This is a genomic window from Nonomuraea sp. NPDC051941 (assembly GCF_044593615.1).
This window is the reverse complement of record NZ_JBIUCF010000043.1, coordinates 10020-34678: the sequence shown is the minus strand read 5'-3', so window position 1 is coordinate 34678 and position 24659 is coordinate 10020. Positions and strand designations below refer to the sequence as shown.

The window sequence follows — 24659 nt, the reverse complement described above, 5'->3', positions numbered from 1 at the left end:
CAATCCGCGTACGTTGACGCCACTGTCTGGATGAGGGTCGAGCATCGCGAGTACGTGGTGCCGGTCATCACGACTGCGGCCGCGCTGACCGCGGCGCTCGCTCAGATCCCGTCGGCGGCCGTCCCGGTGATGGACGTGCTGCTCGGTATGGAGGGGACCACCCTCGTGGACGACCTCACCCCGGCCACCGCGCCGGGCGTGGCCGAGGTCCTCAGCAAGGCCGGCCCGTACGCCCCGGAGTGGGTGACGGCCGCGACCGTCGTGCAGGCCGCGCGCCAGCGCCGCATCCCGGTCCTCACGTCCAACCCGTTCCCGCTCACCTCGTTGTGGCCAGAGATCGAGATCGACCCCTTCTCATAAGCCCGAACCGGGACGACCACTAAAAACCGCCCGGGTCCTCCTCGGCGAGGAGGACCAGCTTTGCCAGGCGTAGCTGGGCGCGCTGCAGGTGCCGGCCCGAACTCCAGAACTTCCGCTCCGCCCCGGCGTGGACGACGCTTTCGTACCGCGCCGGCGACATCCACTGGGCGGTCTGAGGGTCGTCGCCGGCGACGTTGACCACGACATACCCCGCTGTCTCCTCCTCGGTGGGCGCAGCCGCCGGCGGGACACCGACCGGCCAGGAGCGCTTGCAGCCCGGGCACAGCAGCGCAGTCGGCTCCCCGCTGATCATCTCCACCACGTGCTCAAACGTATGGACGTGGGGGAGAACCTCCTCGCCGGCCTCCGCAGGCTCGACCTCTTCAACGGTCATGCGATCGATCTCCAATCAGGAAGACGCCGGCGCGCGGCCGCGCCGGCGAACGAGTCAGGACGCGGTCGCGTACGACCGGGCGAGGCGGGTCTCCAGCTCGGCGACGACCGTGCCGCGCTGCTTGCGCCAGTCGGCCGGCATGAGCTGCGTGTCCGGGTCGGCCAGCACCGTCATCTCCCGCAGCAGCCACTCGTACAGCGCGCGGTGCCGCTCGACGAGCACGTCCACCGCGCGGGCCGTGGCGTCGGCGGTGATCACATTGGCCCGCTGGGTGGCGACGTGCTTGAGGTCGCGCTGCAGGCGCTGCTGTTCGACCGCGGCCTGCCGAAGCGCGCCGAGGAACCGGAGCTGGCGGATCGCCCGCCAGGCCCGCTCCTCGTCCATGCTGGCGACGTTGAGCGACAGCACCGGGAACTCGCTGACCGGGCCCGAGGTTCTGATGCCGAGCTGCAGCGCGGTCTGCCGGTGCAGCTCGGCCAGCGCGCACCCCCACGAGTAGGCGACGACCGGGTCCCGCAGGCGGCCGTCGATGCCGTGCTCGTCGCGGATGTCGGCCGCCACGACGTCGACGAAGTCCTCCCACTCCAGGCCGAGCAGCTCCTCGGCGGCGGCCGCGTCCACCGGGACGAGCAGCCCGACCCTCGCGGCCAGCGCGAAGAACGCCTCCTCATCCGACGGCAGGGTGCAGATCTCGCTCAGGCCAGCCGCGGTGAGCACCTTGAGCCGCTCCTGGCCGGCCTCGGGGCCGAACATCCGGCACAGCGCCCATTGCGCGGCGCGGGCCGCGGTCGCCGGCGCCGGTTGGGGCGTCTCGGCTTCCATCTGACGGCGGCGCATCTGTCCACGACCTTGGTCGCCACGACGATGCGGTCGGCGACCTGCCGGGCCCGGGCCCAGTTCGCGCGAGCCTTACGCGCATGGCCCTCCATCTCGGCGCGGGCGACCGACACCCGTAACGACGACTCCAGCCCCACCAGCGTGAGCAGCCAGTCCTCGCACCAGTCCGGGCTGCGCAGCATCCCGACGGCGGACGGCGGCGCCTGGCCCGCCGCCTCGGCGAGCACCACGGCGGCCAGGCCCTGGCTGCCGGCGGTCATGATGGCCGCGATCTCCTTCGTGGTGGTGCTCGGCCGCAGGTTCGCGATGTCGCGCACAGAGATGCGGGCGGTCGTAGCGGACGTGGTCATGCGATCCCCCCGGAGGCCTGCGGCTGGTAGTGATAGTCGATCCAGTGAGCGCGGTAGGCGTCGGCCGCGGACTGCCCGGGAGCCGGGTGCTGGACGCGGCCGCGCAGCGGGCACTTGTCGATCAGGCACCGCCAGACCCCTGGCCGAGGTCCGGCCGGCGGCTCCTCGGCGGCTGGCGGCTCAAGCTGCACCTGCTCGCATCCCTTTCCCCGGCCACTTCGCTGGCACAGCCACATGGGCGCCGTGCGGGTTCCGGCGGTCGCGGTCATGCCGTCACCGCCTCGGCCAGCTCCTGCTCGCCGTCCTCGGCGAACGGGCTGGCGAGCGCGGCGGCCGCCGCCTCGAGGGCGTCCGCCTGGGCCGCGCTGAACCGGGCTTCGCGCCATGCCTGCCCGCGGGCGGAGTGCTGCCGCTGCAGCGGCAGCGGCTGTCTCTGGTCGTCGCGGCAGTTTTCACCCTGCTTGCGCGTAGGCGGATCAGCCGCGGCCGCGCCGCACGTCGGGCAGTCAACCGCGTCACGAGCCGCCTGCGCGTCCTTCAGACGGCCGCTGGCGGCCGGACGGCGGATCTTGGACAGCAGAGCCTCAGCCTCCTCGCTGGGGCCGCCCGTGATCGTTACGCGCGGCGCGGGCACCCGGCGAGGCTCCGGATCCTCCCCGTACGACACCCGCGCGAGCACCTCGGCCACCGTCCCGTCGTCAGGGCGGCGCGGCAACGGCGGGCGGGTGGTACCACCGCGAGAACCCCCACCGTCCGTCGCCGAGGCGCCGGGGGAGTCGCCGGCCGCCGGGGTGCGGCGGGGCCGGTCGGCGCAGGCCGCGCACGCCTGGCCGGTGTCGATGCTGTGCCCGTCCTCGCAGTGCACGTCGGGGCAGTGGCGGCGCTGGATCAGCGTGATGGCCACCGCGACGCCGTCGGAGATGCGGCCGTCCGGGTTCATGCGCTGCCAGCCCTCCCACCGGCGGGCGATCCGGTCGACCAGCTCCTGCACCGACCGGTTGGCGAGCTCGCGCTGGGCGACCGTGAGGACCTTGCCGGAGGCGGACTGGCTGATGCGCTCCTGCACCACCTGCGGCAGGGAGCGGCACACGGCCAGCGCCGGGGACACCGGCGGCCGGTCGGCGCCCGGCGAAGCCGTGGCGCTCTCCGCGGTGGAGGTGTCGGGACGGTGGGGGGTCTCGTTGCTGGCCGGGTTTTCGGTTCCGGTCGGAACGACCGCCTCGCCCGGCTCCTCCACCACCTGTAGGCCGCCTACGGCGGGAAGTTCAGTAGGGGACGGTTCAGTGGACGGCTCAAAGGACGGTTCGGGTGCGACGGTCGCACCCGGCGCCTGCGACCGTCGCACCCCGTTACCGGCGACGGTCGCACCCCGTTCGGAATCGGGGTGCGACCGTCGCACCCCGTCGCCGGTGGAGTCCTCGGGGTGCGACGGTTGCACCCCGTTGTCGTTTCCGCTGGTGGAGGAGTCGCCGTTCTTCTTGGCCTCGGCGCGCGCTCGGCGGTTCTTCCGGCCGGCCTTGAGCTTGTCCATGGCCGCGTGGAAGCGCGCCATGTGCTCCGGGTTCTCCCGCGTCAACGTCATGTTGAGGTCCCAGCCCTGGGGCCTGCGGTCGCCGCGCTTGATCCAGGCGGCAACGACGGCGGGGTCGCCCGGCGTGATGACGCCCGCGTCCTCGAGCACGTCGAGGTATTCGCGGACGGTGCGCTCACCCAGTCGCGTGTAGGCGACGAGGCGGGGAACAGCGGGGAACGCGCCGCGTCCGTCCGGGCCCGCGTGGTTGGCGAGCCCGACGAGGACGAACGCGGCGGAGGACTCATCGACGGGCGCGTGGTTGAGCGCCCAGGAGATCGCTTCGACGCTCAACGGCTCGCCCCGATCATCGGCGCGGCCGCAGCGACACGGCTAGGCTTGTGCGTGATTGCAGGCTTACGCGCAGCGTTCGATACGCTCACGTGTGCCTCCTCATGTGTCTTAGCAGCGGATGAGGTAGGCGATCGCCGGGCGGTGTTGCGAGCACCGGTCCGGCAGCAACGGCGGTTCCTCGTTCGAGGGCCGCCGTTGTCGCTTTTTTGCTGGCGTCCGAAATCTACCTTGGCTTGATCAGGGAAGTCACCTTTGGCATGCCGCAAACCTAGGATCCTAGGTTCACTGCTGAGGCCCGGCCGGCGGGTGCCGGCGGAGGGGCGGGCCATGATCGTTATCACTGGCGACTCCGTACGGTCGGTGGGCTCCTGCACCTCGACCGGTCGCCGGCCGCGTGATCGGCGCGGCGGCGTGGCCGAGGCGCCGGGAGACAAGCACAGTCGCGAACTAACGTCCAATGACCAAGATCATTAAAAAGGGGCGCGGACCGTGCGGCCCGCGCCCCCGTAACGTTCGTGCAGGTCAGGCCGCGTAGAGAGTGCCCCTGCGCTGGCGCTTGCGTCGCTCGCTGACCTTCTCCTCCTCGGTCAGGCCGCCGTGCATGCCGGACATGTCGCCACGCCGCAACGCGTCGTCGACGCACTCGGTCCGCACGGGGCAGCCGCGGCAGATCCTCTTCGCCTTGGCCTCGTTGTAGACGGGCAGCTTCCGGCCGGGCGCCGGCTTCTGCTTGGGCTCGTCGGGTGCGGGCGGGTAGAAGACGTTCGGGTGCATGTCCTTGCATGCTGATCGGGTGCGCCAGCCGTCCTCGAGCAGCTCCTGGCGGGTCAGCTTGGTGGGCGTCATTACTGGGGACCTTCCTCGAGCGCAGGGGCGGGGGCGGCAGGGGGGAGAGGGAACAGGCGGCCGGGGTCGAGCGCGCCGGAGGCGATCGCGTGGGCGAGCACGTCGGCCCAGTCGTCCACCAGCTCCTCGGTCGGGGTGGGGTCCCCGACGTCGATGGACATGCCGGGCACCATCTCGCCGGTGGGCGCGATGGGCTTGCCGACCTTGCGGGCGTGGTCCTTCAGCCGCTTGGCGAACGCGGGCTCCACGACTTCCCGGATCTCGGTGTGGTACTTCGGGTGGTCCTTGACCCACGCCACGAACAGCGGGTCGGTGTTGTCGAGGATGACGGTGACGGCGCCGCGCTTCATCAGGACCGCGCCCAGCCGGAGCCCGGCCAGGAACGCGGACTCGCGGTCGGTCTCGGCCAGGACCGGTGTGCCGTCTTGTCGGCTCGCGCGCAGGATGGCGCCGCTCGTCTTGACGGCGTCGCCGAGGAGCTTGATGCCGGCCTTGGCCAGCAGGTACTCGAGCGCCACTTCCCGGCGGTCGTGCGGCGGGGCCGCGGCCCCCTGCTCGGGGGCCGCGCTGGTCTCGCCTGGGGTGCTCATGTGCCTGCCTCCTGATCCGGCTGCGCCTCGGGCGCGCTCTGCTCGGGGGGCGTCTGCGTCTGCTGCTGCTTGGCCTGGGCGGCGGCCTGGCGCTGCGTGGCGCGCAGCTCCTTCATGCGGTTCTGGTACTCGGCGTGCAGCTCCTTACGGTCCTTCTCGCTGACCTGGCCGAGGCCGACCGCCGTGGCAATGGCCTGGCCGACCTGGGCCAGTTCGTTCGGCGTGCTCGCGGCCGCCATGTCGAGCGCGAGTTGGGCGACGACCTCGGGGTCGGAGGTGGCGCGGGCCTGCGCAAGCTTGGAGATGAAGGTGCCGAGCGCTTCCTCGGCGCGGTTCTCGTTGGTGATCAGGACCCCGTGGAACGCGCGGGACTCCTCGTACAGCTCGCGCAGTCGTGCCCACGAGGTCTCCGGGTTGAGCGCCTCCTCGCGGAACTGCTCGGGCGTCCGGTCGGGCTTGGGCTGGATCAGGTTCGGCAGCGCGGTGTTGGCCGGGTCCAGCTCCATCACCTCGAAAATGAACCACTCCAGATCCCAGTCCTTCTTCAAGATGGGCTGGGGGTCGTCCACGGTCGCGATGATGCTCTTGGCCGGGTCGGCGTCCCGCAGGCCGATCACCTGGGGCTGGGCATCCCGCGACAGGCGCAGCCACGCGCTGCTGGAGTAGCCGAGCTGCTTTTGCGTCTCGAGCGTGTACTCCTTCTCCTTCGTCGGCTGGCCGAAGGCGTCGGTCCCGGACACCCACTTGCCCCTGCCGGTCATCACGACAATGCCCGGGATGCGACGCAGCGCCGCCACCAAGGCCGCATGGCGGTCGTTGGCGTCGTTCCAGTAATTGCGCGTGACCTCGATGTCGGCGTCGGGGTCCTCAGCCAGCCGCTTGCGGTTGACCTTGCTGCCACGGGCCCGGTTGCTCGCCCACATCGACAGCAGCCGCCAGATTGCCGCCATGCTGTCGATGATCAACAACACGGGCTTCTCTCCGTTGGCGACCGCATGCTCGGCCACCTGCCGGACGTTCTCGATCTGCCGCATGATCGACGTGTAGGAGCCGTCGTGCTCGAGGATCTCGTAGCGTGCGCCCGGCACCCGTCCGTACTCGTCGGAGTGGCCCTCGTTGAAGTCGAGGAAGAACGACTCCCCGACCCTCGGCGAGCCGGACAGCCTGGCCGCGTGCCACGTCTTCCGGCTGTACTCGGGGCCCTCGACCAGGATCAGCGGCCAGGACTTCTTGCCGGTGGGCTGGCGGGTACGCATGCCCTCCGGCCGCCACTTGGCAGCCGGGGCCGGCGCCTCGATGGTGGTGCTCGTCAACGTCTTCTTCTCCCTGGAATCACACCCGGCAGAGGGCCGCAATCCCTCGCCCGGTGGTCGGCGGTCGGTGCTCTGCGACGTTCGGGCGGTGGCGCTGACGCGCAGCATAGGCACGAAAACACTTACCGTCCCCTGATATCACAGCTTATTTATCAGCAGGCTAGCGGGAGTGGAGTGTCAAGGTCAACTGCGCTGTGATTCAAAAATGTCAGTAATGTTGGAGGTTGCAAAACCCCAGCTCACGCCTATCGTCCACGAACCGGGACGAACAAGAGGCTTACGGACGCAGGAAAAGATCTCTAACCTTGCACCAGACGGGCACACCTCCACCACGCTGCCCGCACATGGCTAAGCACCCCACCGCGCGATGCCAAGGAGACCTTCCCCGATGTCCGACCAGCATCCTCCTCGCGACGACGAGCGTCACCTCACCGTCGACGACCTGTCCGGCGCACAAGTTGGCCACATCGCCTTCTCCAACGTCGCCTCGATCTTGGCCGAAGAGTGCACCATGCTCGTCCCCACCGCCGCCCACCGCCGCCGCGGCACCGCCGGCCTCACCCGCTCCGTCGTGGAGCTCCGCCGCAAGCTCAACGAACTCCTCGCTCGAGCGATCACCACCGACCTGCTCGATGGCGCCGACTGGCCCGACATCGCCAAGGCCCTGGGCATGGACCCGGATCTGGTGTCCTTCAACTACGAGCACCTCGACTGGCGCGACATCGGCGACGACCCGCGCGCCGTCTGGGAAGCGTTCCGGCCGAGCTGCGTCTCCCAGTTGCACGACTCCTGCAGCGACGACCCCGCCGAGACCGCCCGCCAGCTCGACCGCTGGTATCGCGACCACGCCGACCCCCGCGAAGCTGCGCCCATCCCGGCCCAGGCCGTGACCGCCGGCCTGTAACGGCCCTGCACGGGAAAGGCCCGCATCTCCGAGGAGACGCGGGCCTTCGCACTTTCCAAGTCTGGGCGGCGTGTGCGGGCGCCATTGGTTCAAACGGGGATTGCGGCCCCTCGCCGCAGGCGCCCTGCACACCGAAGAGTATCCAGGAGAAATCCGAACCTCTTCGAGACCACATGATGGCACGGCTTACTCGGTGCCGAAACCATCCGCCCCAGGATCGGCCCCCGTGCGGCCGCCGCCGACGCCGTACGAACCCTGACCCGAGCCACTGGCCGAGGCCTCCGCCGGCGTCTCCGACGGCTCGCTCTTGCGCGGCGCGACCACGTTGTACACCAGCGAGATCACACCCGCGGCGCCCGCCTGCAGCGCCGCTACGCCCAGCGTCTTCAGGTCATCCCCGCCGGTCGTGGTGATCGCATACGCGCCCGACACGACCGCGGCGGCGACCGCGTTCTGGAACAGGCTCCGGCCAGCTCGTACCGGGACCTCACCGAGACGCGGACCGTTGACCGGAGCGATGCGGTTGTGCACGAACGCGAGCACCGCGGCGAGCGCGGCCTGCCCGCCGGCGAAGCCGAGCATGCCCATGTCGGTCGGGTCGCCCTGCGCCGCTGTGACGACTGCCGGGCCGGCCGCGACCACCGCGACCGACAGGATGTTCTGCACGAAACTCCGGCCGGCGCGGATCCACGCCTCCGGCACGACCTTGTCGAGACGATGCACCATCGGTTCCCCCCGTAGGTTGGGATCGGATATCCGCGTGCAGGGTGACGGGTTTCCCCGCTTACGTCCTGCCGCCGGTCAGGCTCCGCCGCCCCACGCCTTGAGCAGTACGCTGATCACCACGCCGATCACCGACACCACGATCGCCACCCAGGTTGCGAATCGCTTGGCGCCGTCCGCGACCGTCTGGGCCTTGGCCTGCTCGGCGGCCCGCGCCTTGTCCCCGTCCTGGATACGCCGGTCGTGCTCGTCGAGGATCTCCATCACCTGCCGGTGATGCTCAGCCTCGGTCTTGGCCAGCGCGTCGTGGCGCTGCTCACCCTGCTGCAATTGCAGAGCGATCACGGCCAGCTTGCCGCCGATCTCCGTCAGCCCGACCTCCACGATCCGGCGGACGTCGGCTAGCTGCCCCGCCAGGCCGGGCCGCTCCTGCTCCTCGGCCATCCCCTTGCACCCCCGCGCGTTCGGCCACTGTCGAGGGGGCACGATAGGAGTTCGAGCAGGTAGCGTCCCCGGCCTTGATCACCGGGGACGCCCCTCGCACCTACGGCTGGATGACTCCGTCGGACGAGCCGACCAGCATCGGCAGGTACCGCGGGCTGGTGAACGGGACGGCGTCGGCGTCGAACATCGGCGGCAGCTCCGCCTGCCCCTCGACGATGACGCTGCGGTACCGCTGCGCGTTGATCATGCTCGGGCCATTCGCGTGAAGGGCCGACAGGAACGCCGGGCTACCGATCGAGTACGCCGGCACCTGCGCGACCAGCCACACCACCCGGTCCTGATCGGACGCCTCGATCGCCGACTTCAGCGGCGCCCACCGAACGCCCGCCGAGGCGAACAGGTTCGCCTTGGGCGCGGTCGTGGCCACCAGCTCCGGGATGCCGCCCATGTAGACGCCGAACGCGCACTCGCCGGCGGCCACCCCGCTCGCCGGGACGGCGACGCCGATCCCGACCGACGCGAGCGACCTGCCGGCCGGCAGGATCGCCGTCGCGCCCAGGAGGTAGGGGCCGAGCTCGGCGACGGCGGTGTTGCAGTAGTGGGGCAGGACCGTGGCCGCGGCATAGCCGTACAGGTCGAGCTCCGTCATCGCCGCCGCTGGCGCCGGCGGGGTCGTGGGCTCGCACGCGCAGTTGATGTTGATGGTCACCGGGTCGCCGCTGCCGGGGTTGATGTCGATGTCGGTCATGTTCGCCCCTCCAGGGGTCGAGTTGGGAAACCTGCCCGCGGCAACAGGCCGAGGGCCGCAGGCAGGTATAGCGAGAGCCGACGCTTACAGCGACGTGGCTGCTCAGCGGTGCCAGCCGCCCAGCGCCGTCGCGGTCACGGCACCGCTGCCCGACGGGCGGCGGGCCCGGACCTCCACCCGGCGGCGATCCCCGAAGTTCCAGCTCTCCGGCAGAAACCCTGACACCGAGACGGTGCCGGCGGCGGTCGCCGACGCCGTGCCGATCGGCACGCCGTCGACGGCAGTCTGGACTTCCAGCGGACCGCCCACCGTCACGTCCACCGCCAGGCTGGAGCCCGAGCGCGGGAACACGCTGAACGCGATGGTCTCGAACGACGTGCCCGACACCTGGGTGGCCAACGGCGAGAACGTCACCGTCCGCTCGCCGATCTTCAGCTCGAGCGCCTTGACCCGCGCCCGCAGGTCCATGACCCACTGCACCAGATCCTTCTGCTGCAAGTCACCCGTGTTGATCCGAGACACCAGCCCGCCCCCTGTCTACTCGTCGACCGTCGTGTTCAGCTCGGCCGTGGTCACCGTCACCAGCTCGCCCCCGTCGGTGGCCGGCTCCACCCGCAAGCTGACGATCTTCATGGCCCGATCCAGCCCGGCCGACCCGTCAGCCCTCTCCGGATACAGGTGATCGGTGATGATCACCTGGGCGTCCGAGCCCAGTTCCCACTCCCACCAGCGGACCGACGAGTCCGGCAACAGCTCGAACTCGAACACCTGCCGCGGCCCCTTGGAAGCGTCCGCCGCGCGCTGCGTCTCCGCCTGCAACGCCGCCTGGCTCGTCAAGCCCTCGAACTGGTACGCCTCCTCCAATCGTGGCCAGCCCGCGGCGTGCAGGTCATCCTGCGTGACCTTCGCCAGCAACACCCCGCCGGAGGGAACGGCAAGCTTGCCGTGCACCACGGTGGCGAGCGCCCGCCGGGTGGAGCGGCGCCACTTACGGACGTTGCCCGGGTACTCCAAGGTGAGATCGGAGGCCGGCGGGTTGTCCCGGTTCACCCGGCGGAACTCCACCTGCGGCCGGTCGGCGATCTGATCCCAATCAGGCTTGACCCAGAACTCGAACCCTCCCGGAGCGCCGGCGATATCGGTGATGGTGTCCAGCACGCGGGAGAAGTCCTCGCTCCTGTACTCCCGGTCCACGGGCAGAGTGCCGGCCACCCCGGTAGTGCGCAGCCACCGCTTGTCGGCCGGCTGCGACGCGAGATCGATCAGCCAGTCGATCTCGGTGTGCGCCAACGTCGCCGCCCGGGGCCCGGTGAAGGACACGAACCGGCGGCCGTAGATGCCAATGATCTCCTCGGCGGTGATCTGGAGCACCCCGGTTTCGGAGTCGTAGTCCTGCGGGTCGATCAGCCGGCCGATCCACACCGGCCGCTCCCCGCGGTAGACGACCACGATGGTGCGCTCCGGCCGCGTGGCGGCCTCCACCCGACCCACGCTGTACGCCTCGTCGTACAAGGGAATCTCGGCCTGGAGCTGTCCGCCGCCGCCGAGCCCGAGCTCGAACGACACCGCCTGCAGCGGCAACGAGTCGATCGGGTTGTGCGTGTCCCAGTCGTAGAACACATACTCGAACGGTGGGGCTGAACCGCTGGTGTCCTCGAGCGTGGTGGCGTGCACTACGACCCGCGGCGACCGGTTGCCCAGCTCATCGACCGCGTCCACACCGAGCGGATAGGTGATCGCTGGCGACAGCCCGGTGAAGGTGAACACCTGGGACGGCACCTGCGTGACCAGCCGCGTCCCCAGATACAAGCCGTAGCCGGCGACGCCGACGTTGTCGTCGGTGCTGGCCTCCCACGCGACGGTGACGGAGGTCTGCGACACCGACACCACCCGCAGGCTGCCCGGTGCGGTAGGCGCCGCAGTGTCGGCCTGCGCCTTAACCGTCTTCGTGCCGATGGGGCTGCGGTTGCCGAGCAGGTCGACGGCGTTGACCCCCACCGTGTAGAGGCCGCCGATCGTGAGCCCGCTGAACGTGCGGGTCCGGCCGATCTGATCCGCGCCCTGTTTCGTGCCGTTGAGATAGACGCCGTATCCAGTGATGCTGGTCTCGTCGGCGGGCTCGTCCCACGCCACGGTGATCGTGCCCGGGCCGAGCGCGGTCACCCGCGGCACCGGCGTCTGCGGCGGCGTCGTATCGTCGATCGGCGTGATCGTCAGCGGGCCGGACTTCTCGCTGCGGTTGCCCTTGTAGTCGACCGCGTCCACCTCGAACACGTACGGAACGCCCGAGGTGAGCCCGGTGAACGTCTTGGTCCGGCCGCTCTGATCCGAGCCTTCCTTGACCCCGTTCCTGTACACCCCGTAGCCGCTGACACCCGAGCCCGCGTCGGTCGCGGCGTCCCACGTGATCGACACCGAGGTCGGAGTCATCCCCGTGAGCCGGACGCTGCCCGGCACCGTGGGCGGCTCCTCGTCGAGCTCCGGACCCCAGACCCCACAGGCCCAGGCGTAGTTCGGCGTCGCCGAGGGCAACCCGGTGACGAGCTTTTGCGACCAGCTCAGCGACCCGGAGACGAAGTCCTGCGTCGCCGCCGAGCTCCACACCCGCTTGATCGCGCCGTCATTCCAGTCGCGGAACGCAAAACCGCGGTGCGTATACCCCGACGGCCAGGAAACGTTGCTGGTGTCGTTGCCCGTCACGTACACCGACACGCCGGCGATGCTGGTGCAGCCGTCCGGCAGATCGCTCGCCCCAAAGTACGCAGACCCCGACGTCAGGCCCGAATCCGAACCGTAGAAGACGTCCGCGTTCGACAACTCCCACATCCAGATCGTGATGCGGTCAGTGCTGTCGGACACCGACACGGTGACAGACGAGTCGCTGCCGTACGAGATCTTGGAATACATGCGGATGCCCATCGTGTGGGACGTCCACTCGTGCATGTCGTAGCCGCCGCTGACCCCCGTCACGCCGGCATAGCTGTTGACCAGCAAAACGATCCTGTTGCCGTACCCCACCGAGCCGAACGACAGCGTGTGGCTCGTGCTCGGTGATTGCGTGGTGTAGACGACAGGTTGGCTCCGTACCAGCGTCAATGCGCCGCCCCCCGATGGCTGTTGATGCTGTGGCAGGGCGGAGCATGACGATTTGCCGCGCTTGCGTCCCCGGGTCGTCAGGCCCAGGCGTCGTACGCCTCCAAGATCAGCCGCGGCGTCCCCGGCTGACCGGCGACCGGCTGACCGGACAGGGTGATGGTGTTCGGGCCAGGGATGAGCGTCCACCAGGCGGGCCGGTGCGCCAGCGCAGAGCGGCCCGGCCGCGGCACCGGCCAGACCTCCGGCGGGACATGCGCCCACACCTGCCGGGCGCCGAGGTCGACCAGGTACGAGTACGCGGGGTCAGCCGGCACGAAGCTGCCCGGCTTCGCTCGCATCAGCGTTCCGGATTCCGCATGTTCGATCGTCCAGTCCCGGATCGGCCCGAACAGCCGCAGGCGGGCCGGAATCTTCCGGTAGGTGCCCTCCAATGTGACCGTCATCGAGGCCTCGCCCGGCAGCGACGACACCACCGCGGCCGCCCTGGTCGCGACGGTTGCGTACCTGCGTGGGTCGGCGGCCTTCAACGGAATCCGCCAGGCGAACACCAGCGAGCCCTGGTCACTCGTCTCGATATTGCCGTCCAGCCGTACCCGGGCTTGCCGTGTCATCCGGGCGTCCTCCACCCGCAGCATCGCCTGCTGCCGCGGGAAGATCACCGACGCGATCCGCTGCTTGGCTGCCAGCATCGCCGACCGCGTGGGGGCGATCGCCACCCCGCCGAGCGCGATCGGCCGCGGACCGTACCGGCCGGCGCCGTCCCACACCCCGTCGACGCCGCCCCGATCAGCCGAGACAGGGGAGACCGGCGGCGAGGACGACCAGCCCTCCGCCGTGGCCACCACCCAATCGACCCCCCAAGAGTCCCTGACGTTGCCGGCCCAACCGGCGAGCCGGTACACCGGCGTGGCGATCGGCGAGTACGGCAACGCCGTGGTGGTGATGAGCTGGGTGTTGTCCAGGCTGCGCTGCCCGATGGTGTCCACCGCCGTGACTCGCACCCCGTACGTGCGGCCGGCGGTCAGCCCGGTGATCAGGTGCTGCCGCTCGCGCACTCCGTCCACCGTGTAGTCGGTGCCCGGGGTGGAGTGCACGACCTGCCCGTCCACCGAGATCTCGTACCCCGTCACGGCGAAGTCGTCGGTGCTCGCCTCCCACGCCACCGAGATCGAATCCTCGCCGGCTGCCGCGGTGAACGCCGGTGGGGTCGGGTCGTAGTCGTTGAGCGTGGTCACCGTCAGCTCGGTCGGGACCGTGCTGCGCTGCCCGATGTGGTCTACCGCCCACACCCGCACCACGTACGCAGTATCGTCCGGCAGCCCGGCCATGCTGTGCGACAGCACCGCGGCGTTCGTCGCAACGACCTGCCCGTTGACGGTGACGTCGTACCCGGTCACCTGCACGTCATCCACCGCGGGGTCCCAGGCCACTGCGAAGGACGTGTACGACACGGCGGTGATGCGCAGGTTCGACGGCGGCGCCGGCGGCAGGTCGGCCGGCAGCACGTGGGTGAGCTGCGCCAGCCCGGACCGGTTGCCAGAGGCGTCCACCGCGTCCACCGCCACCTGGTATGTGCCTTCCGGCTGCAGCCCAGTGAAGGCATAGGTGAGCGCGGTCTGATCGTTGCCGATCTTCGCGCCGTCGCGATAGATGCCGTATCCAGCGACGCCGATGTTGTCGCTGGCCGGATCCCACGCGATGGTCAGAGTGTACGGCGACTGCCCGGCCACCCGCAGGTTGGGCGGCACACTGGGCGGCGAGGTATCCACCTCGGCCTGCACGGTGAGATGCGCCCGCGCCGACCGCAGGCCGGCGCCGTCGACCGCGTCCACCTCGATCAGGTAGTTCTGGCCCGGTGTGAGCCCGTTGAACGTCCACCCCAGGCCCGGGTGCGTGGCCGCGGCCTGGGCGCCGTCCAAGTACACGCCGTACCCGGCCACCCCAGTCACGGCGTCGGTGCTGGGGTCCCATGCCACCGAGATCTGCGTCCCGGCGACCGCGGTGACTCTGAGATTCGGCGGGACGGTGGGCGGCTCGCTGTCAGTGGACACCTGCAGCGACGCGCGGGCCGATCGGCTGCCGGTGCCGTCGACCGCGTCCACCTCGACCAGATACGTCCGGCCGGCTGTCAGGTTCGGGAACGTCCGGGTCAGCGCCCCGGCCGCCGGCGGCGCGGCCGTTTGCTGCACGACCGCGCTGCTGACCGCCGACCGGTTGCCGACCGCATCGACCGCGTCCACGGTGATGCTGTACGACGTGGAGGCGGCCAGCCCGGTGATGTTGGCGAAGGTGCCCGTTACGTCGCCGCCTCGCTTGACGCCGCCGACATAGATGCCGTAACCGGTCACCGCGTTGTCGTCGGTGCTGGGCTGCCACGCGACGCTGATCTCGGTGTGCGAGTACGAGGTCACCCGCAGCCCGGCCGGCACGGTGGGCGCCCCCGTATCGACCACGAACACCACGTCGTCGATCCACACGGCGTTCGACCCACCCGGCTGGCTGCCGTCGCGCGTGTACCGGAAGGTGACCTGCGTGGCGTTCCCCAGGGCGTAGGTGCCCGGCATGTGCCAGTCCACCTCGCCCGCCTTCTTATATGTCTCCGTCGACCCGATCAGGAAGATGAACGGGTCGTAGGGGTTGGCGTCGCTGCCCTCGGTGGAGACCTTGACCCGGAACGAGATCGTTTTCGCGCCGGCGGGCACGGTCATGACGCAGCTGGTTGTGCCGTTGTCGCTGATCGTCGCACTCTTCAGGCTCCAGGAGCCGGAGAACTTCTGGTCGGTGGCCCGCGCCCAGTTCCCGGTACGCGGCACCACCGCGGTGGCGCTCTCGAACCCCTCTACGATCGTCGGCATCGCCGTCCCCCGTTCAGATCCATGCATCCGTCGTTTCGATCACCAGGCGCGGCCCTCGGTCCTCCTGGCCGGCCACCAGCGACCCGCTGAGCCGGATCGTGTTCGGGCCCCGCTGCAGCGCGGCCCGGGCAGGGAACACCCCGAGCAGGCCGCGCCCGGGCCGCGGCTCCGGCCAGATCTCGGGCGGAACCACCGACCACACCACCCGCGAGGCGAGGTCGATGGTCAGCTCGTAGCGGGCGTCCGGCAGCGTGGTACCGGGCTTGGCCCGGATCTCCAGCCCCAGCTCCTCGAGCCGGATCACCGGATCGGCGACCGGGCCAATCAGCCGCAGCCGGGCAGGGATCTGCGGGTGGTCGCCGGACAGCGTGATCGTGGTGCTGCCGACTGTCTGCGCCGGCGCAAACTCCACCTCGGCGTACACGCCGCGGACGGCATACCGCCTCGGGTCGGACGCCTTGACCACGATCGTCCAGCCGAACGCCCGCGACCCCAGATCGGTGATCTCCACCTGGTTCTCGAGCCGGATGCGCGCCTGGCGGGTCATGTGCGCCTCGGCGACCCGCAGCACGCCGGCCTCGGCCGGGCCGATCGCCTGAGTCAGACGCTCCTGCGCGGCCAGCATCTGCACCCGCGACGGCGCGAGCGCCACCCCGGACAGGGTGACGAGGCGGGCGCCGTACTTGCCCGGCCCGCTGAACCCGCCGTCGCTGGAGTCGTTGTCGGCGCCGAGGGTGATCGCCTCCGCACCGGCCGACCAGCCCTCCTCGTCCTGGACGATCCACTCGACACCGGCAGAGTCGCGGACGTTGCCGACCCACTGCCCGATCCGGTAGGTCGGGCTGGCCAGCGCTGTCCAGCTTGGCGGCGGCACGGTGACCGTGATGGTAGAAGCCGGCCCGCGGGCGGAGCCGGCATCCACCGCCCGCACCGACACCTGGTAGGTGCTGCCCGCCTCGAGGTCCTCGAGGACGTGGCCGAGCGCTGTTGTGGCTGCCACGACGGCGCCGTCCAGCAGTACCTCGTACCGGACGACGGGCAGGCCGCCCGGCTCCGATGCCCCCCACGCGAGCGTGATCTGTTCCGGGCCCGGTGTGGCTGTCAGCCCAGGCGGCTCGGACGGGTCCGCGCCGGCGAGCGTCTCCACCACAAGTAACGTCCGCGGCGATCGGTTGCCGGCCGCGTCCGCAGCATCCACCTGCACGGTGTAGGCGGTGCCGCGCGCCAGCCGGGTCACCGTCCGGGCAAGCTCGGCCTGGTCGCTGCCCTGCCGCTCCCCGTTGAGATAGAAGCCGTAACCGGCGACGCCGACGTTGTCGGTGGAGGCGTCCCACGCCATCGCGATGCTGCTGAAGGTCGCTTCGACCAGCCGCAGATTCGCCGGCACGCTGGGCGGGGTGACATCGACCTCGGCTATCACCGTGATCTGCGTCCGTGCCGACCGGTTGCCGGAGGAGTCCACCGCATCTACGGCCAGCGCGTATGTCGTCCCGGCCGTCAGCCCGGTGAAGGTGTAGTGCAGCTCCGTCAGGTCGGCGCCGATCTTGACGCCGTCGCGATACACGCCGTACCCGGCCACGGCCTCGTTGTCGGTGGAGGCATCCCATTCGACGCTGATTGCTGTGCCGGACACGGACGTGGCGCGCAGGCTGGCCGGCGCCGTGGGAGGTTCGGCGTCGGTGGTGCCGTAGCCGACGAGCGCGAGCACGCTCGAGCTGCTGCCGGCCGCGATGTTGGAGACCGTGAACACCCGGGATCCGGCGGCCGGCATCGCCCCGTGCGCGAACGCGCTGCTGCTGGAGGCGTCGTCCTTGGCGTAGTGGCGGGCCAGCCCTTGATTCCAGTTCGACACGGACGTGGCGCCGTTGGGGTCGTTGACCACGCCGAACACGCGGCCGGTGGCACCGGCCGATACGGTCACTGCCTCCGTGCTCACTGACGCCGAGGCTGAGGTCGCGCCGCGGGTGAACAGTAACTCCCGGCAATCGTCTCGCTCGTAGACCACCGCGTGCAGGCGGGTGTCGCCATGGGCGAAGCTCACATTCCGCTCGGCCCCGGTCGCGATCTTGGAGAAGATCGCCACAGAGTTGTAGCCAGTGGCGCCGAAGTCCCGAGCCCACCCCGACGGCGCATCGACCGTGTTCCACGACGACACCACGACGATCAGCCGAGCGCCGGGCGTGGGCGCGGTGAACGAGATGGTGTGCGTGCCCGTCGCACTGCCGCCGCCGTATGTGGCCGCGATCCTGTTCGCCACTCAAGCCCCCCGAGTCTCATGGCATGAACCGCGCCCTGCATGACCAGCCCAGCCCCCGGGGCAAGCGCGAAATCCCCGGCGGCCGCCCGGTCAGAGGCCGCCCACCTTCGCGCCGTCCAGATAGATCCCGTAGCCGGCGATCCCGGAACTGTCAGTGGAGGGATCCCACGCCACGGTGAGAGAAGTGCCGGCCACCGCGGTCACCCGCAAGTTGCCCGGAGTGGTCGGTACATCGCTGTCATCCGGGACAATCTCGATGGCCGCCCACGCCCACGAAGGCGTCTCGATGGCAGGAGGGGCGTCCACAGTGAACGTCTGCGCCTGGCCAGCCGCTGTCGCGGCCGCGGCCTTCCGGATCGCCAGCCCCGACCCGGCCGAACCGTACACATCCTTCATGGAGAAGGCGTCCGACGGGTCGCTGCCGCTGGTCGGCAGGACACCGGCGCCGCCGGACAGGTTGTTCTCGTATGCGGCGCAGAAGCCGAGGCTGCCGATGGTCGTGGACGTGTAGCCGGTGAAGGTCGTTGGGTCGGCGGCAGCGGAGTTGGTCCCGGAAGCCCCGACGGGGGCAGCCAACTTGGCGCCCGTCACCACCCACGCCTTGAAGCCTCCGTACCCGAACTCGGGCATGGCCAGCGAGACCTTCATCCCGGTCTTCGCCGAAGGGCACGGCGCAGTCCACAGACGCGCCCGCCCCGAGGTGTGCGTGGCGCGGGCCGTCCACGTCAGATCGCCCCCCGCGATCGTCAGTGTGCCGCTGACCGAGCCCATCCACGCGGCCACCAGCAGCGAGTTCGCCGGCGCGTTGAACGTGGCCGTCTCGACCGACGTGTTGGCCTCGTCGGCCAGCGGCGGACTCGTGGTTGCTTGTACCGGCACTGCTACCCTCCCGCCCCGTGGGTGATCACTCCTCCGGCAAGTCCGGGATGGTACGCGGGAAGCCCGCTAACAGCGCGTCGGCCGAACCCGGGCCCGTGGCCGCCGAGCATGCGGCTGATCGGCTGCTCAGAGCGCCCGTGGTCGTGCTGGCGCCGCCCCGGTCCGGGTCCACGTTGCTGCGCCTGATCTTGGGCAGCCACTCTCAGCTGCACGCCCCACATGAGACACATCTGGGGCAGATCACCGTCTCTGTTCCGCTCGGGCCCGCCGCCGTGGCCATGCGCCTGCTCGGCCACGACCAGGCCGCCCTCGAACACCTGCTGTGGGACCGGCTGCTCCACCTCGACCTGGTCCGCGCCGGCAAGCCGACCCTGGTGATCAAAAGCCCAGCCGACACGCTGATCTGGTCGCGGCTGGCCGACTGCTGGCACGACGCCCGGTTCGTGTTCCTCCTGCGCCACCCGGCCGCGATCCTGCGGTCCTGGTGCGAAGCCACCGGCCTGCCGGCCGAGCCGAGCGCCGGTCACCTTGCCAGCTACATGGCCGCGGTCGAGGAGGCCCGCCGGCACCTGCCCGGCGTCACGGTCACCTACGAGCAGCTCGTCGCCGACCCCGCCGCCCAAGTCGGCCTGCTCTGCGACCACCTGGGCGTCGCGTTCGAGCCGGGCATGCTGAACTACGGCCGCCACCCACACGGCCCCCTGGTCCGCGGCGTCGGAGACTGGCTGGACAAGATCCGTACCGGCCGACCCCAGCCTGCCCGACCGGCCCCTGCCGTCGTGCCCGCCGAGCTGGCTGGCGTCGCCGCGGCGTGGGGGTACACCGCGGCGACGCCTGGTTAGGAGATCTGCGAGCCGAGCCGCCGGGCGGCAGCATTGCCGATCGCCTTCTCGCTCTGGCCGGGCTGCGGGTAGACGTTCACCACGCTGGACCCAGCGCCATCACCGTTCTGGCGAGCCACCCGCACCGGCCGCGCGCTCGAGCGGGCCGCCCGGTACATGCCGGCCACCCCGCTCTCGTTGAGTCGTTGCACAGCACGCGGCCCGCCGAGCGCGGCCACCGCCTGCGGGGTGAGCACCCACTCGTTCTTCCCCGTCGCGTTGAGCACGCTCGACCGGCCGGGCGGCAGCACTCCGCCGCGGTCGCGGTTCAACTCCTGGTCCTTCTTGTCGAACCGGGAGATGACCTTGTCGATCAGCGTGGCCGGGATCCGGCCGAGAAGCTGCTGCATCTGCGTGCCGGTGCCGATCGCCGAGCTGATCGCGTTCTTGATCGGCGTCAGGACCTTGCGGGCGCCGGCGCCCAGCCCCTTCGCGAACAAGCTCCGGACGCTCGCCGATACGGTGGCCAGCAGCTTCTCCAGCGGCGTCTGCTCCTTCTTCCCTCCGGCAGTGCCCTTGGCCTTGCTGTTGCCGACTGTGCCGCCCTTGGCGAAGCCGAGACCACCAGCCAGGAACCGGGCGGCGCCGGCGACTCCGCCGGCCCGGGCGGCATGATTGGCGCCGTCCACCCAGCGGGTACCGAGCGCGCGAGCCAGCTCCGGTCTCAGCCACGCCTCCCCGGGGCTGACGGCGGCGAGCATCCGGTCCCGGCCGGGCGCGTACCCCGGCTGCACCCCGTACCCGGTGGCGACCACGCCGCCATTGGCGAAGCCGAGCTTCGGGAGCTGGGGGAAGTTGACCGCCTTGGCGATCGCGTTCCACACTTCGGCGATCTTGCCGTAGGCGGTGTTGACGATCCATGCCAGCGGCTTCTTCAGGGAGTCGGGAAGGGCATCCCAGATTTTCGCGATGCCGCTCTTCGCGGTCCCGAAGGCCTTCTCCATGGCCGAGGTCGCCGCCGCGACCTTGTCCTTGGCGGGCTTCAGCCCGGGGTCCACGCCGGCGGCGATGTCGGCCCAGGTCTTCTTGGTCGTGGCTGGCGCGTCCTGCTTGAGCTTGAGGAACGAGCCGCCGCCGGCCTTGATGAAGGCGTCGATCTTCTGCTGGCTGGGCTGCTTGCCGGCGTCGATGTCGCGCTGGATGTCGGCCCACATGGTTTGTATCTGTTTGGGTGAATCCTGCCGGAGTTTCAGGAATTTGCCCTGCCCGTCCTGAATGAAGCCGCCCAGCTTCAGGCTCGCGGTGTTCAAGCCGGTGGTCAGGTTGTTGTTGATCTCCGACAGCCCATCCCGGATGTGCTGTGGCGCGTCCTTGCGCAGCTTCAAGAATTGGCCGCCGCCGCGGGCGATGAAGTCGTCGATCTCTTTCTGGCTGACGGGCGTCCCGGCGGCGATCTTGGCCTGGATGTCCGCCCACATCGCCTGCACGTGGGCAGGCGCGTCCTTCTTGAGCTGCAGGAACTTGCCGCCGGTGCCGTTGGTGAAGGTGGCCAGCTTGTTGCTGGCGACCGAGGTGAACGTGTCCATCCCCAGGAGCGCCTGGTCCCAGCCGACCTTCAGGTCGGCCGGCGCGTCCTTGGCCAGCTTGAGGAACTGGGCGCCGCCGGCCTTGACGAAGGCGTTGATCTTGTCCTGCGACGGGGAGATCCCTGCATCAAGATCCTTTTTGATGCTTGCCCACATCGTTTGTAGGTTTTTGGGCGCTTCCTTGCTCAGTGACACGAACTTCCCGTTCGTGAGATCGAGCACCATGCCCAGCCGGCTCTGCAGGCCGTCGGCGCCGGCCTTGGTTCCGTTGTCCAGGCCGCGCCAGATCTGCTGCCAAAGATCGTTTATGGTGACGCCAGCCCCGCCAAAGAGGGTGCCCACCGTCTTGAGCATGTTCTCGATGGGGGCCGTCGAGAGCAGGTTGCCCTTGAGCGTTTCCCACATCCGCGGCCCGATGTAGCCGGCGATACCGCCCTGCACAGCACCGATCCCGGCGCCGATGGCGCCGCCGATCGCCGTTCCCACGCCGGGGATTACGGAGCCGACCAGCGCCCCGATGCCGGCGCCCGCGCTACCCGACTTCAGCGCCTCTGCGATGGCGCTGGTCATGCCCTTGTTGGCGTCCCCCTTGAAGGCGTCGGCTAGCGGGTCAACCAGCAGGCCGGCGATCGTACCGACGATGCCGCCCTTGGCCTTTCCGAGTAGCCCGCCGAGCTTGCTGGTCAGCCCGCTGTTTTTGAGCTCTTTGCCCCAGTCGATGTCGGCCAGCAGGTCGAGACCGATGTCGCCGATGATGCTGGAAATCGCCCCGCCAAGGCCCCTACCGCCGGTCTTCCGGTGCTTGCCGCCCTTCGTGTCCGGCACGTCGACGTCGCGCGTGCCACGGTTGCCAGGACGCCGGCCGGTAGTCGAGGTGTTCTTGCCGCCGCTTCCCACCGTCGCGCCGTTGACATACACCTTTCCGGCCTGCACCGTCATGGTGCCGGTCTTGGTCTTGCCCAGCGGCGAGTCACCGCCGCTGTCGTCGTCGCTGCCGCCCTTGCCGAACAGCTTGCTCAAGCCGGTGAGCTTGCTGATCCCCTTGGCGGCCTTGGCCATGAGCTTGAGCCCGGAAGTGAGCCCCTCGAGCTTCTTCACCAGGATGCCGATCGCGGTCGCGGCCAGCCCAAAGATCAGCAACCACTTGCCGATCTCCGCGACCACGGGGTTGTCGAGCATCTTGTCGAGCCACTGCACGACGCCGCGCAGCCAGCCGAGGAAGCCGGTGAGGTTGCCGTCGACCACGACCTTCTCCACCAGGCCGCCGATGAAGACCACGACGTCCTTCAGCAGCCCGCCGGCCGTGCGTAGGAGCGGGACCAGCTCGTCGAAGAACTTCTTGAAGCGCTCCTGGACCTCGGGGCGGTCGAGCCACTTGTTGAGGTCCTCCGCCCCCTGGGCGAGGTCCTCGAGCAGGGTGTTGCCGGACGGCAACGCGAGCCCAGCGACCTTCATGATCGCGCCGCCGACGTTGGAGACGATGCGCCACAGCTTGTCGGCCGCCTCCCAGGCGTTGCCGAAGAACTTGTCGAGGTCGCCGTTGTCGCGGACCGTCTTCGTCCACTTGTCGAACCGGTCGGCCAGGCCGGCGACCTTGTCCGCGAATTTCACGACGTACGGCATGCTGACGTCGACGATCCGGGTGATCCCCTTGAAGGCGGACAGCCCGGCCTTGCCGAAGAGCTGGATCGCGGTGTTGTTGCGGCCCATGATCCGGCTGACGTAGCCGCTGAAGGCCTTGCTGCCGAGCAGCTCGCCGAAGTCCCGGGCGAGGTCGCCGACCACGGTGCCGGTCGAGGACAGGCCCTGCTTGACCGTGTCCAGCAGCGGCATGGCCGCCTCGACGCCGTCACGCAGGCCGGGCGCCAGCGCTTCCTGCGTGGCCGTCCGGACGTCCTTCAGTTTCGGGATCACCTGGCCGTGCAGGTAGAGCACGAATGCGCGCATCGCGGGCGACAGCTCGGCGAGGGCCTTGGCCGCGGGGTCCACCCCACCGCCGCCATTGGTCTGGCCGGCGGTGGCGGCGTCGCGCTTGGCCTTGGCCAGCTCGGTCTGGGCGTCCTTGAGCCGCTCGGCCGCGAGCATCTGATCCCACAGGGCCTCGCGAAGATCGCGTGCGGCCTGGATCTGGGCTTTCTGGGCGCTCTTGACGTCGTCCTGGGCGGACGCAACCCCCTTGATCGCCTCGGCGACGGCCTTGTTCGCCTCCGCGATGGATTTTGCCCCATCGGCGGCAGCTTTCGCCTGTTCTTTGCGTTCTTGTCCTAATTCATACTCGGCATCCTTTTCGGCTTGAATGGCGTCGGCGAGGCGCTCCTTGGCCGCGGTGACCTCGTCGCTGCCCTCGATTCCTTTGGCATTCGCCTCGGCCTGTTCCTCAGCGAGGTCGCCGTTGCGCTCTTTGACCTCTTTAAGGCGCTGAAGTGCCTGTCTGTACGCTAAGTCGGCTTCGCGTTTGTCCAGGTCAGAGGCGAATGGATCTTTGGTGACCGCCTCGAGCCGCTCCTTGGCGCGCTCGATCGCGAGCTGGGCGGACTCCTCGTCGAGCGCGCCGCCGGAGATCGCGAGCGCAAGATCCTCGAGCCTCTCCTTGGCCTGCTTGCGGGCCTCGTTGAGATCTTCCTGGGCCCGCTGCGTGGCCCTCTGACTGGACGCCAGCCGGCGTTCGGCCATCTCCACCTGCCGCGCCGCGGCCTGCTGCCGCTCGGCCGCCTCGGCGGCGACCTCGGCGACCCGGGCCCGGGCCTCGGCCACACGTTCGACCGCCTCCTTGACCCGGTCCTCGGCCGCCTGGACGGCCTTGGCCGCCGCGACCACACCGTCGCGGGCATCCTGGACGCGCTCGTCGGCCAGAAGCCGGGCGTGAGCGGCATCCCTGATCGACCGCTCAGCCTGCTTGATCCGCTCGGCGGCCGCCTCCCGCGCGGCCGCCGCGCTGGCAGCCGAGGCGCCTGAGGCGGCGTCGCGCTGCGACAGCGCCTGCAGCGCAGTGCCGACCCCGGACATGCCGACCATCAGGCCGGCCAGGCCCTGCACCGCGGCGCCGGCGATGCCGGGCAGCAGCCCGAGCACGCCGACCGCCTGCGTGGCCGACGCCGCCAACGCCAGCAGCCCGGACCCGGCCACACCGGCGGCCACGCCGAGAGCCGTGTACTTGGCCGCCGCCAGCGTCGCCGTGGTGATGAGCTGGCGGAGCTTGGCCTCCGCAGGCTTGAGCACGGCATCGTCGATCTTGACGCCGAGCTTGATCAGCCAGCCCGACCCGCCCCCGCCCCCGCCCCCGCCCCCGCTCCCGCCCGAGCCGCCGCCCCGGGTGAACCGGCGCACCGAGTTCGCCGCCGGCGTGGTGTCGGCATCAACCTTCACCTTCGCCGACGACCGCGCGGCCGCCGCCTGCACCTCCCGGTGCAGGCGGCCGGCATCGACCTCCGGCGTTACCTCGACGGTCGCGCCGGCCGACGCCGCCGCAGCCGCGGCCGCCACATCCCGGCGCAGCCGACTGCCGTCGACCCGGGCCCGGATGGTCGTCGTCCGCTCGGCCGCCTCCGCGGCCGCCCGCGCCTCGGCCACCAGCCGACGCGCGTCGATCTCCGCCCTGATCCGCGCCTCGACGTTGCGGACCCGCCGCTCCACCTGGCGCTGCAGCCGCTGCTCGAACCCCCGCGGTATCTCGGCAACGACCTCGAGCTCAATACGCCCGCCCTCGACATCTGCCTCGTCGGCCATGCGCGACTCACCCCCGGCGGGGGAGGGTCGCGCAAAGAGGGGCTTACGTCATATCGCGACCTCCGC

20 protein-coding genes are annotated in these 24659 nt (G+C 70.2%); 3 read left to right on the top strand and 17 right to left on the bottom strand.

Annotated elements, in window-relative coordinates; genetic code table 11:
* Positions 1–30: 30 nt before the first annotated feature.
* Positions 31–360: a hypothetical protein gene (locus ACIHFD_RS49275; RefSeq protein ID WP_397372773.1), complete on the top strand. Its 330-nt coding sequence runs from the start codon at positions 31–33 to the stop codon at positions 358–360.
* Between the two features lie 19 nt (positions 361–379).
* Here ACIHFD_RS49275 and ACIHFD_RS49270 read toward each other — a convergent pair whose 3' ends face one another.
* The 8 genes from ACIHFD_RS49270 to ACIHFD_RS49235 form a co-directional block, all read right to left on the bottom strand.
* Positions 380–754, bottom strand: coding sequence for a hypothetical protein (locus tag ACIHFD_RS49270; RefSeq protein ID WP_397372772.1), 375 nt, complete (start codon positions 752–754; stop codon positions 380–382).
* Between the two features lie 54 nt (positions 755–808).
* Complete coding sequence (locus ACIHFD_RS49265) at positions 809–1507, bottom strand: hypothetical protein (protein ID WP_397372771.1); 699 nt, start codon at positions 1505–1507, stop codon at positions 809–811.
* Complete coding sequence (locus tag ACIHFD_RS49260; protein ID WP_397372770.1) at positions 1450–1941, bottom strand: hypothetical protein; 492 nt, start codon at positions 1939–1941, stop codon at positions 1450–1452. The genes ACIHFD_RS49265 and ACIHFD_RS49260 overlap by 58 nt, the downstream gene beginning before the upstream one ends.
* Positions 1938–2132, bottom strand: coding sequence for a hypothetical protein (locus ACIHFD_RS49255; RefSeq protein WP_397372769.1), 195 nt, complete (start codon positions 2130–2132; stop codon positions 1938–1940). The genes ACIHFD_RS49260 and ACIHFD_RS49255 overlap by 4 nt, the downstream gene beginning before the upstream one ends.
* 74 nt (positions 2133–2206) lie before the next feature.
* Positions 2207–3805, bottom strand: a complete 1599-nt coding sequence (locus tag ACIHFD_RS49250) for a helix-turn-helix domain-containing protein (RefSeq protein ID WP_397372768.1) — start codon at positions 3803–3805, stop codon at positions 2207–2209.
* A gap of 522 nt (positions 3806–4327) precedes the next feature.
* A complete protein-coding gene (locus ACIHFD_RS49245; RefSeq protein ID WP_397372767.1) occupies positions 4328–4651 on the bottom strand; it encodes a WhiB family transcriptional regulator in 324 nt (107 codons plus the stop codon).
* Positions 4651–5241, bottom strand: a complete 591-nt coding sequence (locus ACIHFD_RS49240) for a hypothetical protein (protein ID WP_397372766.1) — start codon at positions 5239–5241, stop codon at positions 4651–4653. The genes ACIHFD_RS49245 and ACIHFD_RS49240 overlap by 1 nt, the downstream gene beginning before the upstream one ends.
* Positions 5238–6554, bottom strand: a complete 1317-nt coding sequence (locus ACIHFD_RS49235) for a hypothetical protein (RefSeq protein ID WP_397372765.1) — start codon at positions 6552–6554, stop codon at positions 5238–5240. Before ACIHFD_RS49235 ends, ACIHFD_RS49240 begins: the two co-directional genes overlap by 4 nt.
* A gap of 388 nt (positions 6555–6942) precedes the next feature.
* Here ACIHFD_RS49235 and ACIHFD_RS49230 point away from each other — a divergent pair, with 388 nt between their 5' ends.
* The gene (locus ACIHFD_RS49230) at positions 6943–7458 is read left to right on the top strand and encodes a hypothetical protein (RefSeq protein WP_397372764.1); all 516 of its coding nucleotides are present in this window, start codon (positions 6943–6945) and stop codon (positions 7456–7458) included.
* A 186-nt stretch (positions 7459–7644) separates the two neighbouring features.
* On the opposite strand, the gene ACIHFD_RS49225 is transcribed toward ACIHFD_RS49230, so the two are convergent.
* From ACIHFD_RS49225 to ACIHFD_RS49190, 8 genes are all read right to left on the bottom strand, one after another.
* Complete coding sequence (locus tag ACIHFD_RS49225; RefSeq protein ID WP_397372763.1) at positions 7645–8184, bottom strand: hypothetical protein; 540 nt, start codon at positions 8182–8184, stop codon at positions 7645–7647.
* A 75-nt stretch (positions 8185–8259) separates the two neighbouring features.
* Positions 8260–8625 carry a hypothetical protein gene (locus ACIHFD_RS49220; protein ID WP_397372762.1) on the bottom strand — a complete coding sequence of 122 codons (366 nt, stop codon included), beginning with the start codon at positions 8623–8625 and terminating at the stop codon, positions 8260–8262.
* A gap of 100 nt (positions 8626–8725) precedes the next feature.
* The gene (locus ACIHFD_RS49215) at positions 8726–9373 is read right to left on the bottom strand and encodes a hypothetical protein (RefSeq protein ID WP_397372761.1); all 648 of its coding nucleotides are present in this window, start codon (positions 9371–9373) and stop codon (positions 8726–8728) included.
* A 102-nt stretch (positions 9374–9475) separates the two neighbouring features.
* Entirely contained in the window at positions 9476–9895 is a 420-nt protein-coding gene (locus tag ACIHFD_RS49210) for a hypothetical protein (RefSeq protein WP_397372760.1), read from the bottom strand.
* Positions 9896–9910: 15 nt separating this feature from the next.
* The gene (locus ACIHFD_RS49205) at positions 9911–12469 is read right to left on the bottom strand and encodes a fibronectin type III domain-containing protein (protein ID WP_397372759.1); all 2559 of its coding nucleotides are present in this window, start codon (positions 12467–12469) and stop codon (positions 9911–9913) included.
* Positions 12470–12546: 77 nt separating this feature from the next.
* Entirely contained in the window at positions 12547–15324 is a 2778-nt protein-coding gene (locus tag ACIHFD_RS49200; RefSeq protein ID WP_397372758.1) for a fibronectin type III domain-containing protein, read from the bottom strand.
* Between the two features lie 13 nt (positions 15325–15337).
* Positions 15338–17581, bottom strand: coding sequence for a fibronectin type III domain-containing protein (locus tag ACIHFD_RS49195; protein ID WP_397372757.1), 2244 nt, complete (start codon positions 17579–17581; stop codon positions 15338–15340).
* A gap of 90 nt (positions 17582–17671) precedes the next feature.
* Complete coding sequence (locus ACIHFD_RS49190) at positions 17672–18460, bottom strand: hypothetical protein (RefSeq protein ID WP_397372756.1); 789 nt, start codon at positions 18458–18460, stop codon at positions 17672–17674.
* 17 nt (positions 18461–18477) lie between these two features.
* Here ACIHFD_RS49190 and ACIHFD_RS49185 point away from each other — a divergent pair, with 17 nt between their 5' ends.
* Positions 18478–19302: a sulfotransferase family protein gene (locus ACIHFD_RS49185; RefSeq protein ID WP_397372755.1), complete on the top strand. Its 825-nt coding sequence runs from the start codon at positions 18478–18480 to the stop codon at positions 19300–19302.
* Here ACIHFD_RS49185 and ACIHFD_RS49180 read toward each other — a convergent pair.
* Positions 19299–24593 carry a hypothetical protein gene (locus tag ACIHFD_RS49180; protein ID WP_397372754.1) on the bottom strand — a complete coding sequence of 1765 codons (5295 nt, stop codon included), beginning with the start codon at positions 24591–24593 and terminating at the stop codon, positions 19299–19301. The two genes, ACIHFD_RS49185 and ACIHFD_RS49180, sit on opposite strands and share 4 nt — an antisense overlap.
* Positions 24594–24659 lie beyond the last annotated feature (66 nt).